The organism is Lactobacillus sp. UMNPBX19 (genome assembly GCF_002553805.1).
In the GTDB taxonomy this organism is placed as follows: Bacteria; Bacillota; Bacilli; order Lactobacillales; family Lactobacillaceae; genus Lactobacillus.
The window spans coordinates 1-868 of record NZ_PCYR01000081.1; the positions used below are offsets into that span (position 1 = coordinate 1).

General features: G+C 41.0%; 1 pseudogene. It reads left to right on the forward strand.

Annotated features, from left to right (window positions below):
- A pseudogene (locus CP370_RS09760) lies at positions 1-868 on the forward strand (mucus-binding protein); the annotation flags it as partial.

An 868-nucleotide genomic window follows, 5' to 3' on the forward strand; every position in this document is an offset into this window, starting at 1 on the left:
CAACCGTAACTCCAGATGATCCAGGTAAAGACACTCCAGTTATCTACAACCCAGTGACTGAAAAGGGTTCAGTAATTGTTACTGTTCATGACAATACTGATAAGGTTGACTTGCCAAAATATGGTTACAATTCTGGAGAAGAAAATGTTGGCAGCAAGGTTGACTTTAACAAGAGTCAAACTATTACTGATTTGGAAAACGCCGGCTACAAGGTAATCAACCCAGATGTAGTAATTCCAACAGAAATTACTAAGGGTTCAAACACTGTAACTATCTACGTAGAACACACCACTACAACCGTTACCCCAGATAAGCCAGGTACTCCAGGTGAACCAATCAATCCTAACGATCCAGAAGGTCCTAAATACCCAGAAGGAACTGACAAGAATAGTTTGATTAAGACTGGTACACAAACAGTTCATTATGTTGGTGCAGGTGACCAAACCCCATCTGATAAGAAGCAAAGCTTCGACTTCACTAGAACTATCACCTTCGACAATGTAACTGGTAAGATTATTAACACTACTGCTTGGAACGTAACTAGTCATAAATTTGGCTACGAGAATACCCCATTAGTAGATGGTTACCATGCAGATCGAAGAGTTGCAGGCGGTACAACCGTAACTCCGGATTACTTGAACAAGACAGTAATTGTAAACTACAACCAAAATGGTAAGATTGTTCCAGTTGATCCAGAAGGAACCCCAATTCCAAACGTACCAACGCCAACTTACCCAACAGATCCAAGTGATCCAACTAATGTAACTCCAAATGAACCAGTTCCAAATATTCCAGGAATGACACCATCTACTCCAACCGTAACTCCAGATGATCCAGGTAAAGACACTCCAGTTATCTACAACCCAGT